The sequence below is a fragment of the Bacillus sp. 165 genome, assembly GCF_017742235.1.
In the GTDB taxonomy this organism is placed as follows: domain Bacteria; phylum Bacillota; class Bacilli; order Bacillales; family Bacillaceae_G; genus JAGHKQ01.
In genome coordinates, this window is sequence record NZ_JAGHKQ010000003.1 from 480,011 (window position 1) to 495,076 (window position 15,066).

Below are 15,066 nucleotides of genomic sequence, written 5' to 3' on the forward strand. Positions count from 1 at the left end.
GTCTTCCCATAGTATGATGCTGTAATGAAAAAGGGGGATGCAAAATGTATTACAATCCATATATGATACCATACATGCCGATGCGCGCTTATCCACAGGAGCCGACTGGTCAGCAAGTCCAGCAGGCTGTTGGTTCGCAATATCAATCATTGAAAATGCCGGTTCTGCAATTGGTTGCTCCATGGGTACAGTACGGCTTGAAGGAAGCACAATCCACATCCTATGAGCACGCGATGACAGAGGTAGCAGCAATTGCTTACCTAGTGGGAAAAGGATACGATCCAATGATGGCACATTACATTGTAGAATCTTGGGAGAAGAATGAGCAGTTTTAATTTTATATTGTAAGAGAATGAAAACATCTGTAACGTGTTATAGATGTTTTTATTATGCAATCCATAGAAATCTATTTTACACTCGTATTCTCCCCATTTCGCTCCGGTAACAACTTTTTCCTTTTATTCTGTACTAATCGCGCATGGTTTTAAATATTGTAGTATGGGTCTGTCTCAAGTATAACAATCACTTACTTTACCAAAACCGCAATTGTGTATCTACCCATATGAGTACAGCTGTTGTTCCTTCTTCCGTTTTCACGCATAAGATAACACCAAACTATGAACAAGGAGGCGGAAAAGAATGAGCTTATTTATCAATAATAATGACCACCCTGATGTCTATAAAAATGATAAAAAACTAGATACATCCAATCAAGGGATGGTACGGCATAATGCTTTACTCGAATTAATTCAAGAGCAGCAAACAGCAAACATGAGACTTGCGCAATCATTGGCTGAGCTTAAAGAACACTATAAGCAGCTAGAAGAAGCTCAGAGCGTGCAGTGGAAGAATGTTAATAGCCAAATGAATGATCTTACCACCAGCAACCGTCATCGTGAAAAGCTAGATATCGAGATGCTGCAGCGGTTAAATATACTAGATGAAAAACATACCAATCTACACACGATTTTGGAAAATGAAGCAGCATTAAAGCAATCCATAATAGACGAAATGAGCAGTCTGCATGAATCCAGTCAAAGCATTGCCAGCCGCTTAGATAAAAACGAAGCTGCTAACGAGCAGCTCTATGGGCAGTTAAATGAACAGCTCACACTTCAAAAAGAAGTCGTCGAGCGATTATCAAAGCAAGAAGAATTTCAAGAACAGGTACTTACACGACTGGACACACAAGAAGCATTAACAGAAAAAATATCACGCCAGCTCAATCACATTCGCTCAATTATATTTGAGCGAGCAAACTATTTAGCTACAAAACTTGAAGACGGCTATAAGCTGACCTCTTCCTATGTATACAAACTGATGACAGGTTCCGAGAAACCATTAACCTTCACCTCCATCAATGATAAAAGAAAAAAGAAGCAGGAGCATTCTGATGGATGAGTGTATAACTGAAAAAAACTCTAGAAACACTTGCCATCACTAACTCTATCTCGCACTAAAACAGCTGCCAGTTCACTCTGGCAGCTGTTACATTTATTATTCTACATCTTCCTTATCGAGGTTACGTATTGCCGCATATGACATTCCAATTCCCATCGTCACCCATAAAAGTGACAGCAGTATACTAGACTTCCAGCTTTGATAAATTGCAGAAATCAAAAATGTATTAATGAATACGAGTAAAACAATAAAAGCAGATACAGTTGTAGCCGATACAGATTTTCTTCTCATACCGAAAAAAAGAGGAACTAGACTCGCTCCAACTGCTGCAATTGAAAAAATAACCATTTTCGCCATTTCCCTTAGTAAAATCACAACAGTCAGCGTTTCAGGAATATAATGGAACTTCATATCCACACACAAAAACACGATAGCGATTATCACATTTGAGCATATAACCAATCCAAAGGTCACACTGCAAATCAGTAGTACTTTTGCTATAAACAACTTCTTCCGCGGAACAGGATATGTGAATAACACAGAAATGGTTTTATTTTTATACTCATCAATCACCACTCTTGCGATTAAAACAGAAGCTATAACAATATACATCATTCTGACGTAGCTCCCAATATCCATAAATACGATTTCATAATTATCATATTCCTCGTTTGGAGCAGCATTAAATATAAACCAAAACGTCAGAAGCACATTCCCTATAAGTGTGAATTTGAACAATCTCCCAAATGCCGCCTTAGCCCATTCTAATTTGATTAATCTAATCATGAACGCCACCGCCTTGAATCAAAGCAAGAAAATGCTCTTCCAGCGAAACATTCTTTTTGTTTAACGCCTCAATTCCGACATCATGCATAATTAATGTTTTGGCAATATCTACAGGTGATACATGCGGTTCATATATACGAATTGCATTCACATCCACCATCTTATAATTGACGATGCATAGCTTTTCTTCTAAAATGAATGCGGCTTGCTTACCGTTTGTTGTGACGACCTCTATATATTCGCTGTATTTGCTATGGATACTCTCCATAGAAACTTCCTCGATTAATTTTCCTTGATTAATGACCCCAATCGTATCTGCAATTTGCTCGACCTCCTGCAAAATATGACTGGAAATAAGCAACGTCATACCGTATTCTTTGGATAATACACGAAACAGTTCCCGCAATTCATGGATACCGATTGGATCCATGCCATTAATAGGCTCGTCTAAAATCAATAATTCAGGACGGGTACAAACCGCCCTGGCAATACCGAGTCGTTGCTTCATACCGAGAGAGAACTCTTGCACTGGCTTATTGTCAATTTGTTTTAATTGAACCAGCTCCAACGCCTCATCTATCGCTTTTTTATCGTAGTATCCCATATACTTGCAATGAACATCTAAATTTTCTTGTGCTGTCAAATGATTATAAAAAATAGGATATTCAATGATACTGCCTATTCTTTTAAATACTTCATACGAAGTCGTCAATAAAGGTTCGCCAAATATTTCAATGCTTCCGCTCGTCGGCTTCACTAGACCTGTCAGCATCTTCATTACCGTTGTTTTACCTGCACCATTCGGTCCGAGAAAGCTGTAGATTTCCCCTTTTTTAATGTTCATATTTATGTTCGCAACAACTTCTTTATTTTTATAGGATTTGCTCAAATTCACCGTTTGTAAAATGTAAGTCACATTCTATCTCCCTCTCCTTACACTGCCGAACTTACAGGAAGTATTTTCATTTCACCATTCTAAAAAAATCTTTCATCTGCATATAAAGAATTAGTAGGGGGGTCTTTTCAATTGAACAGTAAATACCGTTTTTTCATATGGCTTACTTTGAAGAAAAATCTGCCCTCCTATTTGCTCAACAAGCCTCTTTGTAATAGCGAGACCAAGGCCGCTGCCTTGATACGAATGATTTCTGGAATCTTCCAGTGTATACAGCCTGTCAAACACAAGTTGTTTATGTTGTGCGCTAATCCCTTTTCCTCGGTCCCATACGTCAATAAAGATATGCTCACTGTCGTTTCGTAAAGTAATTCCTACAATGTTACCATCCTTCCCATAACGAATGGCATTTGAAATTAGATTGTGCAAAATTCTTTCTAACGCTTCCTCATTTCCAAGTGCATAAAGCATCCGTTCAGGTATTTGAATAGCTACTTCAAATTCTTGCAACGTAAGGCTTTCATAAAAAAAGAGAATCGCATTTTTACAGACTTCACTTATATTGATTTTTGATAAAGGTAATTCTTTATCCCCAGATTCCAATTTAGCTAAATCGAAAAATTTGTTCATTAGCTGCAGTATTTCTTCAGCTTTCTTATGGACCTTGTTCACTAATCGATTCCTGTCTTCTTCGGTTAATTCTTGATTATGTGAAATAGTTTCTGTAAGACCAAGCACCACTGTCAATGGCGTCTTTAGGTCATGAGACATGTTGGAGAGCATTTTTTTTATAGACGTTTCTGTTCTTACATAATTTGCCGTGACTTTGCGGTTATGATCAAGCAATCGATTGAGACTGACTAAGATGTTCTGTAAGACCTCATCGTCTGTGAATAACAACACCTTTTCAGATGTGCCGCCTGACACAATATTACTCAGTTTGTTATGGATATAAACGAGACTCTCCGTCCTTCTCTTTCTGGACCGATATTGCATATAGTTAAGAATACATAAGGCAATGATGACGCAAAGCAACAGAGGAATCATCTTAAAACTCCCCCAGCTTATACCCTATCCCCCACACTGTTTTTACATATCGCGGAGAGGATGGATCATCTTCAATTTTTTCCCGTAATCTGCTGATATGGACATTGATTGCATTTTCATCTCCATGGTATTCATCCTTCCAAACTGTACGGTATATTTGTTCCTTTGAAAACGCCCGCTTAGGATTCATCATAAACAGCTTTAAAATCTGAAATTCTTTAGCAGTCAGCTTGATCTCTCTTCCTTGCTTCTTTACTTGAAAATTTTTAATATCCAGCGTCACTTCGTGGGTATGAATAAGCACCGTCTCCTCTTCCTTGTTTGGCGGCGAATATTCCGTCACTCGCCGAAGTGCAGCTTTGATTCTTGCTGAAAGCTCAATTAAGGAGTAGGGCTTTGTAAGGTAATCGTCTGCTCCAAATCCTAGTCCTAACGCTTTATCTATATCACTGTCCTTAGCGGAAACAATGACAATTGGTATATAGCTTTTTTCTCGAACGAGCTTCAAAAAATCCATGCCATTCAAATTCGGCAGCATCAAATCCAGCAAAATTAAATCAAAGGACTCCTCTCCAAACAGCCGAAGCGCCTCTTCTCCATCAAGAGCATGAATCACTTCGAACCCTTCCTTTTGCATATAATGAACAACCATTTCAGCAATGGCCGGATCATCTTCCACTAGCATGATTTTCGTCATTGTACACCACCATTTTCCACCTGCATTTTATATTTATACAATATCTCGTTTGTTAAAAGAAAGAAAGGCAACACCGATGAATATGGCATAATAGAGCATTACTATTCCAAACGAAAAAGAAAACGTCATTCCATCTATCTCCGGTACTCCTGTTTCATATACTGTTAAATCTGTATTAGTGAAAAGAAGATATTTCATCCAATCATATCCACCCAGTACAACTGTTGCTGCAAATAAACCGACAAATAACGAAATCCCTACGGCGACTGCGCTGTTTTTTACAACTGTTTGAATCATAAAAGCAAGAGTCACATAGCTCATCATGCCTATAAAGTTCCAAACCGTATGCTTGCCTATGAGTATTACAACATGCTCTTTCAGCATTACACCGTCTTGCAAGCGATACATAAACAGAGGCGTGTCATTTCCAAAAAACAAAAAGCCTGCGAAAAAGCTGATTCCTACCGAAAAAAGATACAGCAAAGCACCAAATAACAGAAGAGAAATATATTTCGCACCCAGAATTTTACTGCGGCTGTGAGAGCGTGTCAGCAAAAACTTAATCGTTCCATAAGAATGTTCTTTTGCTACCATTTGCGCACCGTATACAATCAAAATAAGCATGGTGATGCTGGTCAAACGCTTCATGTCAACCATCGCATACATAAACCCAAGCGCACTTTCCTGTTCGAACGGCTCTATATCATGGTCAAGATGATATTGGTTTTCTTTCCATCTCGTGACACCAGAATATTCTGTATCATCCATTCCTTGCAATTGCTCTTTTGACAGACCCATTTCTTTTTCAATCATTTCGTTAGCCTTTATGAGCTGCTCCTGCCAAGTCCCTTCTTTTTCTTCAGCTTTATCATGCATCACCGCAGCTGCGATAACACAAAACAAAACAGGAATTAGAAATGCTATCATAATCGATTTTGTTTTACTTATTTTCAACCATTCATTTTGTATCAGCTTAAGCAATTTCATTTCCTCCTGTCAGTTCTAAAAATGACTCTTCAAGTGAACGCTTCTTCTCTTCAATACGAAAAATTGAAATATCCTTTTCAACAAATAGTTTTACAATATCTGGAATACGGGTATTGTCTATCTTCACTGTTACTCCCATCCGATTATGATCCAGACCTATCACTCGAACATATTCTATTTCTTGCAAAATACTCTTCGCTTTCTTACTATCATTTATGATAAATTCCATTATCACCACTTGTTCCCTATCTTGATGAATATGCTGTGTGGTAACCAGCTTACCATTTTGAATGACCACTACGCGATCACACATCAACTCCACTTCAGAAAGCAAATGGCTTGAAACAAGAACAGAGACGCCCTCCTCATGTGCAATATGCTGCAAATACTCTCTCACTTCCCGTATCCCCGCAGGGTCCAATCCATTTGTCGGCTCATCTAGAATAATTAAGGAAGGGCGATGTAAAAGAGCTTGCGCAATCCCTAAACGCTGCCTCATTCCAAGCGAATAGGTTCTCACCTTCTTATGCATGGCTTGTTTCAGTCCAAGCAATTCAATCATCTCTTCCACACGTTCTTTCGTTACATTTTCAGACATTCGTGCATATTGCATTAAATTATCGTAACCCGTTAAAAACGGATAAAATTCCGGATTTTCAATAATACCGCCGATACACTCCATCGCTTTACCGAATGATGTTTGTATACTGATTCCATTTATAAATACATCTCCTTCCGATATCTTCATCAATCCCATTATCATGCGCATTACCGTTGTTTTCCCGGCTCCGTTTGGACCTAGCAATCCAACTACTTCGCCTCTTCGTACTGTAAAGCTTAGATTATCGACAAAGTTCACGCCTTTGAATTTCTTTGTTACATTTTGCAATTCCAATATACTATCCTTTTCCATTCAATCTTCCTCCTGTTCGAAAGCTACCAGTCTATCATTTCCTTATACTGTATTGTACCTTGCTGCATTTTCATTTCTATTTCGTAAATCTTAAGAATTTCTTTCGAGATTGAAATTAAAAGCTAATAGAAGGACGGCTAATAATCAGACATTCTCTTTCCATTTTCCATAATTCACGAAATGGATAGTTGTTATTGTATGGACAACCCTTCTAATATCGTTTACACTTTGATGTGGACTATGTTTTATTTACAAGATGTGTTAATCTGTAAAACTACTGCTTGGAAAATTTACTGAATTAAAATAAGGAGAAAGTAAACAATGGATTTTCTTACAATTGTAAAAGCGATTATTTTAGGCCTTGTGGAAGGTTTAACAGAGTTTGCTCCTGTTTCTTCAACCGGTCACATGATTATTGTCGATGATATGTGGCTGAAGTCAGGAGAATTTTTAACGAAATATGCAGCTAATACCTTTAAGGTTGTCATTCAGCTCGGCTCCATTTTAGCGGTTGTTGTTGTCTTTAAGGATCGCTTCATTGAAATGCTTGGACTGCGCCGCAGTAAAAATGCCGCTTCCAACCCTAGCCGTTTGAAGCTGACACAGGTGATTGTGGGACTTATCCCTGCCGGAGTGCTAGGAGTGCTGTTCGAAGACTATATTGATGAGTACTTATTTTCCACAGGTACAGTATTGATCGGCTTAGTGATCGGGGCAATTTTTATGATTTTGGCTGATATATTCGCTAAGAAAACACCGAAAACAGAAACGGTTGACCAAATTACGTACAAACAAGCGTTTCTAATCGGACTAATTCAATGCTTCTCACTATGGCCAGGCTTCTCTCGTTCCGGTTCGACTATTTCAGGCGGTGTACTGCTTGGAATGAGCTACCGCGCTGCAGCAGATTTCACCTTTATTATGGCTGTTCCGATTATGTGCGGTGCAAGCTTGTTATCCTTGCTGAAAAACTGGCAATATATGACGATGGATTCTCTTCCATTTTTCATCGCAGGCTTTCTCAGCGCGTTCGTGTTCGCTTTAATTTCCATCCGCTTCTTCTTGAAGCTGATTAATAAAATCAAGCTTATGCCATTTGCGATTTATCGTATTGTCTTGGCAGCAGTGATTTACTTTATATACTTTTAATACAAAAACACAGACCGGCAGAAGTCGATCTGTGTTTTTTACTATGCTTTAAAATAGTTCAGCACCCAGGTAATATTGTTTTGATCAGTAACTTGTCCATGCAGCGCTCCAAAAAATGTATCCTGCAATTCTACTGCGACCTTTCCGTTTTCACTCAGCGCATCATACACCCGTCTGATTTCTTCTTCACTTTCACATTGCAGCATGATTTTCACTTTGTCTCCCGCAGCATACTCCTTGCGGTAAGAGTCAGAAAAATGGATTACACCGCTGCCGATAGACAGCTCGGCATGAAGAACCTTGCCGGCATGCTCATTCAACACCTTAATGTCTCCCCCTAAAATACTTTGATAGTAGTTTACTGCCTCTGTACAATTATCAACAATCACAAACGGATATACATTTTTCACTGGTAATTCCCCCTCGATAGCATTGTTATTTTTCATTAAATAACTTCTGTAAATTCATGATTTTCTCATCCCAGAATTGCTCATAATACATGAGCCAATCCTTTACCTCTTTTAACGCATGCGGATTCAGCTCATAAATCCTTGCTCTGCCGACCTTCTCTTCTTTTACAAGATTTGCCCCTTTTAAAATTTTAAGATGCTTGGAAACCGCCGTTCGGGTAACCGGAAAATGGTCGGATATATCCGTGACATTCATCTTTTCCTTCGCCAAAAGAGATAAAATCTCCCGGCGGGTCGGGTCCGCAATCCCATCAAAAACGTCGTACTTAGGAGCTGCACTCATTTCAGTTCCCTTCCACATAATTAGTAAGACGTACAAAGCAATGCTTAACCCATCCTTCATCAAGCAGTTCGCGAATCGGCTTCGTATGCTCAGACCAACCGGAATGCGTCAGCTTAAATTCTGTCTTACCGTCTAGGTCCTTTAGTTCAATAGTCACCAATAAATTGTCAAGACCTCCGCCATTCCACGTAAAAGCAAGCACATGAGGCTTTTCAAGCACAGTCACTTCACATTGAATCGTCCCATCCCAATTTCCTCTTGGCGATGATTTCATCGTAAACGCTGCCCCAAGCTTCGGAACAAACGTATTTTCCATCAGCCACAACGCCAATCCTTCTGCCGTTGCAACTGTATCCCATACTTTAGAAATTGGAGCATTCAAAATTAATCGATGCTTAATATCAGGCACTTGGCTTATCATGTAATCATCCTCCTAAAAAACGAAACCATTTGGTTACATATCTATAATACGAAACGTTTTGGTTTCATGTCAATATTTTAATTTATCCGAACCGAAGGGTTTTTACTCTTAATGAAAGGGATAGAACAAATAGGCAGAAAAACAACTTGGTCGATAGCTAAAGTTTAGTTATTATGGAGAAAACTTAAAATAACAATCTGAATAACACAGTAAATAGCACACAAAAAAGCCCAGAGTTTATTGTTCTGAGCTTTTTGGCTTTAGGAGAGTTTGTTCCATTAGCTCACCCAAGAATTTAGAAAATTATTAAAGCTTCAGCTTTAAACCTTCGTGCGTTGCTTTAAAACCTAACCGTTCATAAAATCTTAACGCATCAGGTCTTTTTTTATCAGTTGTCAGTTGTACTATATGACAACCGCGTTCTTCTGCGCGCTGGATTGCCCATTGTATCAGTTCAGTCCCTACACCTTTACCTCTCACAGAAGCTGATGTTCTCACTCCTTCGATAGTAGCTCTCCATCCACCTTGATGTGTTATGTAAGGTGTAAAAGTAATTTGCTGCACCCCAATCACTTCATTGCCATAACAAGCCACGACTAACTCGTTATTAGGGTCAGATGTAATAGCCTCAAATGCTTTTATATAACTATTAGGAAGTGGATGCTCATAACGCTCACGTTCACTTCCCAAAACATCATCTGCAAGCATGGCAACAATGCTATCTAAATCTTTTTCAGTAGCCATCCTAAACCTTATCTTTGTCTCCATTTAAATCCCCCTCTTATGAGTACATCTCTTATTAGTTTCAATGCTAACTAAATTCACATCATAAGTTAATCATAATTATTTTATTGCTTTTAATAAGTTTTTCTTATGTAATTGTTAGATACCTTTCTTCAACTCTTCTGCCCTCTTAACAGAACAAGAATTATCGCATTCGAAATAACGCAGTGACAATAGTTATTGTCATTCTTTAATGGGTATACTCTTTCACTTGTTAATTCGGCAATATAATAAGGATTAATCTATACTTTTCAATAAAAAATCGAGTAAAAAACCCTTGCGATTTCATACTCGATTTCCACTGCTGATTCTATTGCTTCTCCACGTTATTTGCCGATAGCACAGTCTTCTTTCCTTTTGGACCGCAAAGCACTTAATATATGTAATCAATTCGCCGCTACTGGCTCCACATAAATTTTAAATAGCTGAATATAGCCATCTGTATTTCAACTGTTACTAAAAACGAACATTTTTTAGAACATTTGTTCCAAAATGATAAAAAAGCTGTCTCAAAGGTTGTTTGTCAACGACCTTTGAGACAGCTTTTTTTGTTCAACTCAAGCGGTAATAATTGAATAAGAAGCCCGTTTTATTCTAGAAAAATCGAAACTGCACTATACACTAATAACAAGCTATAATTACATTAAACTGATTTCTATACTTTGATAAGAACTTTTGAAACATTGAACCGAACATACTCCAACAGAAAGTACTCATAAAACCAACAAAAGCTAGAAATAATGAATAAAATAGTAAGCTGGAATTTGAAGTGTGCTATGGGAGTATGAAGGTTGATATTGCAGTTAGGCCATATAAAATAGCTTTCAGATTTATGAATTGCAAAAGCATGCCTGTTAAAAAACTGTTATTCTTACCTACATCATTATCTTGATCTTTATTTTTACTGGTAATAATTTTTATAGCCAGATATAACATATAAATTGCACCGAGGATAGTCATAATAAATGGAATTTTTAAGCAACAGATTAAAATAACTACACAATAACATTATTAGAAAGAAACCTACTCCTAAGCAAAACCTTTAACAATACATTAATTATTTTAGTTTCCGTTTTTGCAATTAACATTTTTCTGTTTTCATTGACTTATGATAAAACGCGCATACAGAAACTCAATTCATTACATTTCTCATTCTGTATTCGCTACAGAAGAAGCCCTCAATCTGATAAGGGCTTCTTCTGTTCCATCTCCAATAACTAATTTGTTAAGTTCATTTTCTACTTGCTGCTTTTCCTTATTTTCTATGATTATCAATCAATGAAAGTGTTTCCCCATGCAGTGCATTAAGCACAGACTCAGATGCTAGGAACTCATGCGGAAAGCCCAATTCAATTTTACTTAGTTCATGTAATCGTTCGAGATGTTCTTGTTCTAGTGTAAACTGAACACTTTCTAAATTATCCTTCATCTGCGATTCTTTGCGTGCACCCACAATTGGAATGATGACACCGTTTTGCTGGCGAACCCAATTGATCGCTACTTGAGCTGGACTGCGCCCTATTTTTTTTGCAATTTCTACAACCGATTCTGCGATTAATATATTTTTGTCCTTTAACCTTGCACTATTGGGTGAAAGTCTTTTAGGATCAGAATTATTATTTCTGTATTTGCCGGTCAATGCTCCTCCTGCTATCGGCGCCCATGCCGTTACACCGATATCAAAGGCATGTGCCATTGGCAACAGATCACGTTCTGGAGCTCGCTGCATCAAGTTGTATTCAACCTGAAGCCCAATAAAAGGTGTCCATCCTCGTAAAGCTGCTAATGTATTTGCTTGTGACACAATCCATGCAGGCGTATCGGAAATGCCCACATATAATACTTTCCCAGCGCGTACCAAATCATCTAATGCACGCATTACTTCTTCAACTGGTGTTAGAAAATCCCATGCATGCAGCCACAACAGATCAATATAATCCGTTTTCAGCCTTTTCAAGCTTGCTTCCACCGATTGAACTAGATTTTTCCGATGATTCCCACCGCCGTTTGGATCATGCCGGCGAGTGGTTAACGAATATTTCGTTGCTACTACATATTGCTCTCTATTTGATTGGATAAATTCACCTAAGTAAGCTTCACTTGTACCATTTGTGTAGTTGACTGCTGTATCAATAAAGTTCCCGCCTGCTTCTGTAAAAGTATTGAAAATCTTTTGACTTTCTTCTTTAGAGGCACCAAAACCCCAATCCTCTCCAAACGTCATCGTACCCAACGCCAATTCAGACACTCGTAAACCACTTTTACCTAGTAATTTGTATCTCATATATTTCTCCTTTTATAATTGTTTGTACACCTAAATATTAGTTATTTCAGTACGTCTGGCCTTAATAGGCTCATACTAATATCCCATAATTTTTTTGCGGCGTTCTCATCATTAGCGGCGGCCGTTGTTTCTGCTGGTTTACGATTTGAAAAAAATGTACCGCTCACCCCTTTTACTTCTGGGGATGATGCAAGATAAACCGGCGTTTTTGCTCCTTTTTCCGTACTTGCAGACGTTAATTTAAAAATTGTTCTTAAAATCCAAGGCAATTCATGCATAATGTTCGTCTTGATGATTCCAGGGTGAAGACTATTTACCGTAATCGGTCTGCCTTCGAGTTTTTTAGCCAATTCTTTTGTAAACAGAATTAATGCTAGCTTAGTAGGACCGACTGCTTTAAAGAAGGTATAATTATTTTTCGTCATTAAATCATCAAAATTCATTTTAATACCACTATGTTTGGATGCCACATTAATGACCCTGCCTTCTCCACTCGCTTCTAATGAATCAAGCAAAAGATGGGTTAGTAAAAAGTGCGATAAATAGTTTGTCGCAAAAGTCGTTTCAATGCCGTCTTCTGTCTCAGATCTTTTTGGAAGAAACACTGCCGCGTTATTGATTAGAACATCTAACTTATTAAACGCTTCTTTAAACTTATCCGCTGCCTGACGGACCTGCTGTTGAGAGGATAGGTCTGCAATCAGTAAATGGACACTGTGGTTTCCACTTTGTGCTATAATGTCTCGCACTGCCTCCTGCCCTTTCTCCCTGCTTCGGCACAGAATCACAACCGTGGCTCCCATTTTGGCTAATTCAAGAGCGGTTGCTCTCCCGATCCCTGAATTACCCCCAGTAATTAAACAAATTTTATTCTTCATTATGTTTCCCCTTAGCTATTATTTCTGTGATTATCGATATTGGCATACATTTGCTGTTGTCCAGTTGTCAAAAAATCATGTGGAAATCCAAGTGTAACTTTAGAGATTTCATTTAATCTTTCCAGTTTGTTCTTTTCCGTGAGACGATATGTTACCAACTGATTCTCTTCTCGTCTCTAAAAAATCCGCCGTTTGGGCCATCTTCTTCCAGTTCAGCAAGCCATAATATGGAACGGGCTGCTTCCTCTGCACTTCTTGGTGCATTCGGACCACCCATATCCGTACGTACCCATCCAGGACAAACAGCATTAATCTTGATATTTCCAGAAACCTCAGAAGCTAAAATACGGGTAAGACCATTTAGAGCAAGCTTTGATAATTTATAAGACCCTGCCCCGGAATAATCCATTTCATCTATTTGTCCATATCCTGAAGAAACATTGACAATCCTTCCATAATTATGTTTTTTCATTAATGGAAGGAAAGATCGAATAAGATGAAAGGGGCCTAAAAGGTTCGTTCTCATCGTTTTTTCTAAAATCGCAGAATCTTCTTCTGATAGCTTTTGGCCTTCATCCAAATAGACACCTGCATTATTGATTAGCACATCCAGCCGGCCGTATCGTTGTTGAACGTACTCCACCGCATTCTGAATACTTTCCATATGATCAACATCAAGTTCTACAAAGCTGATGTCAACCCCTTGTTTCTGCAGCGATGAAACAGCTTTTTTTCCATTATCTTCGTTTCTGCTGCTCAATAATACTTTAAAGTTTTTCTCAGCTAATTGCTTGCTTAATTCAAACCCAATCCCTTTGTTACCGCCAGTTATAAGGGCAATATTTTTAACTTGTGACACTATATCTCCTCCTTTTTAATTGTTTGTACATGCAATTATATTTCAATAATAATGACCATGACTAAAGAATTCGATATTCATTATCCTCATCTCTATATGAGTCCTCTGCAGCGGTCGGCCTTACGTTTTCGAAAAAAACAACGGAATTACCGCTAGTGTCCTGAAATAGGTAACAAGGTCCATTCGGTATTCCAAATGGTCCCGCTTCTTCCTTCCATCCTCTTTTTCTTAATTCTATTTCCGTTGGATTTAAGTCTGTTACTTCATAAATTGGCATGCATGTCGGTGGGATTAGGTGATCCTCGATTAATATTAGTGATCCTTCCCCTATTTCAAACGCTGCTACCTTTGCTCCAAAGCGATCAAACACCCAATGTAATTTGCCTCCAAGAACCGATTTATAGTAGTGAAAATCAGATTGGAAATTTGAAGTACCCATATACAAATACATCAATTTGTTAAATGGAATAGAACTCAGCTTCATCACCCTCCTTTTATAAAGGGTCCTATTGTTTTGTTTATGATGCATTCATACTATCATTTTGTTTGTTGTTTGTACATACAATAATAATAAACTAATAATTATGAAAAATCAATTATTATCACTAACAATTTTCCTTACTATAATCATAGGTTAACACTTGTAAATTAATGTAAAATAATTTGACAAAGAATATAAATTGTTATAGTTTGTATGTACAAACAAAACGTTAGGGGTTTTTATTATGGTCGATGATTTTTTTGATAATTGCCTGTATTTTACAGTGAATAAACTTTCTCGTGCCATTACAAAAATGGCTGAAGATTCCTTTAAAAAAACGGGCTTATCCCCCACTCATGCATTTTTGATGATGTTGGTTATTGATAAGCCTGGCATATCACAATCAGAATTAGCGGACGCTCTACATCTAAAGCCTTCCACTATTACCCGCTTTGTCGATAAGCTGGTTGAAAAGGGATTGATTGAACGAAAAACAGAAGGAAAAAGATCGTTAAATTTTCCGACTGAAAATGGAGAGGCGATCCTTAAAGATATTAAGGAAGGCTGGAAAATTTTATTTCGAGCGTACTCTGATGTTTTAGGTGAAGAAGAAGGAAAAGCATTAAATAAATTAATAAACGAGGCAGGCAACAAATTAGAAAAGTAAAAAAATAAAAAGCCTTTGATAAATACAAATTTCGTATTTAATAAAGGCTTTTTATTCTTTAATTG

Annotated in this window: 17 protein-coding genes and 2 pseudogenes; 4 read left to right on the forward strand and 15 right to left on the reverse strand. The window is 37.8% G+C overall.

Features of this window, described 5'->3' with window-relative positions:
* Positions 1 to 95: 95 nt before the first annotated feature.
* Positions 96 to 335 (forward strand): annotated as a pseudogene (locus tag J7Q84_RS07285) (hypothetical protein); the annotation flags it as partial.
* A 304-nt stretch (positions 336 to 639) separates the two neighbouring features.
* Positions 640 to 1,401 (forward strand): hypothetical protein, encoded by a 762-nt coding sequence (locus J7Q84_RS07290; protein WP_209093843.1) that lies wholly within the window; start codon positions 640 to 642, stop codon positions 1,399 to 1,401.
* Positions 1,402 to 1,497: 96 nt separating this feature from the next.
* On the opposite strand, the gene J7Q84_RS07295 is transcribed toward J7Q84_RS07290, so the two are convergent.
* From J7Q84_RS07295 to J7Q84_RS07320, 6 genes are all read right to left on the reverse strand, one after another.
* Positions 1,498 to 2,187 (reverse strand): ABC transporter permease, encoded by a 690-nt coding sequence (locus tag J7Q84_RS07295; RefSeq protein WP_209093844.1) that lies wholly within the window; start codon positions 2,185 to 2,187, stop codon positions 1,498 to 1,500.
* Positions 2,180 to 3,103, reverse strand: a complete 924-nt coding sequence (locus J7Q84_RS07300; protein ID WP_209093845.1) for an ABC transporter ATP-binding protein — start codon at positions 3,101 to 3,103, stop codon at positions 2,180 to 2,182. Before J7Q84_RS07300 ends, J7Q84_RS07295 begins: the two co-directional genes overlap by 8 nt.
* Positions 3,104 to 3,193: 90 nt before the next feature.
* Complete coding sequence (locus J7Q84_RS07305) at positions 3,194 to 4,129, reverse strand: sensor histidine kinase (protein WP_209093846.1); 936 nt, start codon at positions 4,127 to 4,129, stop codon at positions 3,194 to 3,196.
* Between the two features lies 1 nt (position 4,130).
* Positions 4,131 to 4,826 carry a response regulator transcription factor gene (locus J7Q84_RS07310; protein WP_280635569.1) on the reverse strand — a complete coding sequence of 232 codons (696 nt, stop codon included), beginning with the start codon at positions 4,824 to 4,826 and terminating at the stop codon, positions 4,131 to 4,133.
* 33 nt (positions 4,827 to 4,859) lie between these two features.
* Positions 4,860 to 5,807 carry an ABC transporter permease gene (locus J7Q84_RS07315; RefSeq protein ID WP_209093847.1) on the reverse strand — a complete coding sequence of 316 codons (948 nt, stop codon included), beginning with the start codon at positions 5,805 to 5,807 and terminating at the stop codon, positions 4,860 to 4,862.
* Positions 5,800 to 6,726 carry an ABC transporter ATP-binding protein gene (locus J7Q84_RS07320; RefSeq protein WP_209093848.1) on the reverse strand — a complete coding sequence of 309 codons (927 nt, stop codon included), beginning with the start codon at positions 6,724 to 6,726 and terminating at the stop codon, positions 5,800 to 5,802. Before J7Q84_RS07320 ends, J7Q84_RS07315 begins: the two co-directional genes overlap by 8 nt.
* Before the next feature lie 321 nt (positions 6,727 to 7,047).
* Here J7Q84_RS07320 and J7Q84_RS07325 point away from each other — a divergent pair, with 321 nt between their 5' ends.
* Positions 7,048 to 7,875: an undecaprenyl-diphosphate phosphatase gene (locus J7Q84_RS07325; protein WP_209093849.1), complete on the forward strand. Its 828-nt coding sequence runs from the start codon at positions 7,048 to 7,050 to the stop codon at positions 7,873 to 7,875.
* A gap of 41 nt (positions 7,876 to 7,916) precedes the next feature.
* Here the strand turns inward: J7Q84_RS07325 and J7Q84_RS07330 are convergent, their stop codons facing one another.
* The 9 genes and pseudogenes from J7Q84_RS07330 to J7Q84_RS07370 form a co-directional block, all read right to left on the reverse strand.
* Positions 7,917 to 8,285 (reverse strand): VOC family protein, encoded by a 369-nt coding sequence (locus tag J7Q84_RS07330; RefSeq protein WP_209093850.1) that lies wholly within the window; start codon positions 8,283 to 8,285, stop codon positions 7,917 to 7,919.
* A gap of 25 nt (positions 8,286 to 8,310) precedes the next feature.
* Positions 8,311 to 8,628: an ArsR/SmtB family transcription factor gene (locus J7Q84_RS07335; RefSeq protein WP_209093851.1), complete on the reverse strand. Its 318-nt coding sequence runs from the start codon at positions 8,626 to 8,628 to the stop codon at positions 8,311 to 8,313.
* Position 8,629: 1 nt separating this feature from the next.
* A complete protein-coding gene (locus J7Q84_RS07340) occupies positions 8,630 to 9,049 on the reverse strand; it encodes an SRPBCC family protein (protein WP_209093852.1) in 420 nt (139 codons plus the stop codon).
* Positions 9,050 to 9,355: 306 nt separating this feature from the next.
* Entirely contained in the window at positions 9,356 to 9,817 is a 462-nt protein-coding gene (locus J7Q84_RS07345; protein WP_209093853.1) for a GNAT family N-acetyltransferase, read from the reverse strand.
* A gap of 604 nt (positions 9,818 to 10,421) precedes the next feature.
* Positions 10,422 to 10,874: pseudogene (locus J7Q84_RS07350) on the reverse strand (LysE family transporter); the annotation flags it as partial.
* 213 nt (positions 10,875 to 11,087) lie between these two features.
* The gene (locus tag J7Q84_RS07355) at positions 11,088 to 12,116 is read right to left on the reverse strand and encodes an aldo/keto reductase (protein WP_209093854.1); all 1,029 of its coding nucleotides are present in this window, start codon (positions 12,114 to 12,116) and stop codon (positions 11,088 to 11,090) included.
* Positions 12,117 to 12,157: 41 nt separating this feature from the next.
* Positions 12,158 to 12,994 (reverse strand): SDR family oxidoreductase, encoded by an 837-nt coding sequence (locus tag J7Q84_RS07360; protein WP_209093855.1) that lies wholly within the window; start codon positions 12,992 to 12,994, stop codon positions 12,158 to 12,160.
* 151 nt (positions 12,995 to 13,145) lie between these two features.
* Entirely contained in the window at positions 13,146 to 13,853 is a 708-nt protein-coding gene (locus J7Q84_RS07365) for an SDR family oxidoreductase (RefSeq protein ID WP_209093856.1), read from the reverse strand.
* Between the two features lie 61 nt (positions 13,854 to 13,914).
* On the reverse strand, positions 13,915 to 14,337 hold the full coding sequence (locus J7Q84_RS07370; protein ID WP_209093857.1) for a VOC family protein: 423 nt from the start codon (positions 14,335 to 14,337) through the stop codon (positions 13,915 to 13,917).
* Between the two features lie 241 nt (positions 14,338 to 14,578).
* Here J7Q84_RS07370 and J7Q84_RS07375 point away from each other — a divergent pair, with 241 nt between their 5' ends.
* Positions 14,579 to 15,001 (forward strand): MarR family winged helix-turn-helix transcriptional regulator, encoded by a 423-nt coding sequence (locus J7Q84_RS07375; RefSeq protein ID WP_209093858.1) that lies wholly within the window; start codon positions 14,579 to 14,581, stop codon positions 14,999 to 15,001.
* Positions 15,002 to 15,066 lie beyond the last annotated feature (65 nt).

Excerpts from the sequence above, each read along its gene's own strand:
- J7Q84_RS07290 (WP_209093843.1), top strand. The coding sequence starts at position 640 with ATGAGCTTATTTATCAATAATAATGACCACCCTGATGTCTATAAAAAT.
- J7Q84_RS07295 (WP_209093844.1), bottom strand. The coding sequence starts at position 2,187 with ATGATTAGATTAATCAAATTAGAATGGGCTAAGGCGGCATTTGGGAGA.
- J7Q84_RS07305 (WP_209093846.1), bottom strand. The coding sequence starts at position 4,129 with ATGATTCCTCTGTTGCTTTGCGTCATCATTGCCTTATGTATTCTTAAC.
- J7Q84_RS07310 (WP_280635569.1), bottom strand. The coding sequence starts at position 4,826 with ATGACGAAAATCATGCTAGTGGAAGATGATCCGGCCATTGCTGAAATG.
- J7Q84_RS07320 (WP_209093848.1), bottom strand. The coding sequence starts at position 6,726 with ATGGAAAAGGATAGTATATTGGAATTGCAAAATGTAACAAAGAAATTC.
- J7Q84_RS07325 (WP_209093849.1), top strand. The coding sequence starts at position 7,048 with ATGGATTTTCTTACAATTGTAAAAGCGATTATTTTAGGCCTTGTGGAA.
- J7Q84_RS07335 (WP_209093851.1), bottom strand. The coding sequence starts at position 8,628 with ATGAGTGCAGCTCCTAAGTACGACGTTTTTGATGGGATTGCGGACCCG.
- J7Q84_RS07340 (WP_209093852.1), bottom strand. The coding sequence starts at position 9,049 with ATGATAAGCCAAGTGCCTGATATTAAGCATCGATTAATTTTGAATGCT.
- J7Q84_RS07345 (WP_209093853.1), bottom strand. The coding sequence starts at position 9,817 with ATGGAGACAAAGATAAGGTTTAGGATGGCTACTGAAAAAGATTTAGAT.
- J7Q84_RS07355 (WP_209093854.1), bottom strand. The coding sequence starts at position 12,116 with ATGAGATACAAATTACTAGGTAAAAGTGGTTTACGAGTGTCTGAATTG.
- J7Q84_RS07360 (WP_209093855.1), bottom strand. The coding sequence starts at position 12,994 with ATGAAGAATAAAATTTGTTTAATTACTGGGGGTAATTCAGGGATCGGG.
- J7Q84_RS07370 (WP_209093857.1), bottom strand. The coding sequence starts at position 14,337 with ATGAAGCTGAGTTCTATTCCATTTAACAAATTGATGTATTTGTATATG.
- J7Q84_RS07375 (WP_209093858.1), top strand. The coding sequence starts at position 14,579 with ATGGTCGATGATTTTTTTGATAATTGCCTGTATTTTACAGTGAATAAA.